The organism is Aeromonas sp. Prich7-2 (assembly GCF_017939255.1).
GTDB lineage: Bacteria > Pseudomonadota > Gammaproteobacteria > Enterobacterales > Aeromonadaceae > Aeromonas > Aeromonas caviae.
Genome location: NZ_JAGKRI010000253.1, coordinates 1 through 314, shown reverse-complemented (window position 1 = coordinate 314; position 314 = coordinate 1). Strand labels below are relative to the sequence as shown.

1 protein-coding gene is annotated in these 314 nt (G+C 50.6%); it reads right to left on the bottom strand.

Annotated elements, in window-relative coordinates; translation table 11 throughout:
* On the bottom strand, nucleotides 1-260 hold a 260-nt coding region (locus J9892_RS25240), incomplete at its 3' end, for an IS5/IS1182 family transposase (protein ID WP_032175310.1).
* Nucleotides 261-314 lie beyond the last annotated feature (54 nt).

Below are 314 nucleotides of genomic sequence, written 5' to 3'. Positions count from 1 at the left end.
ATGGAGGCGATTTCGTACAGAGCATCTTCCATCGCGCCATCGCTCAGGTTGTACCAATGCTGCATGCAGTGAATGCGTAGCATGGTTTCCAGCGGATAAGGTCGCCGGCCATTACCAGCCTTGGGGTAAAACGGCTCGATGACTTCCACCATGTTTTGCCATGGCAGAATCTGCTCCATGCGGGACAAGAAAATCTCTTTTCTGGTCTGACGGCGCTTACTGCTGAATTCACTGTCGGCGAAGGTAAGTTGATGACTCATGATGAACCCTGTTCCATGGCTCCAGATGACAAACATGATCTCATATCAGGGACT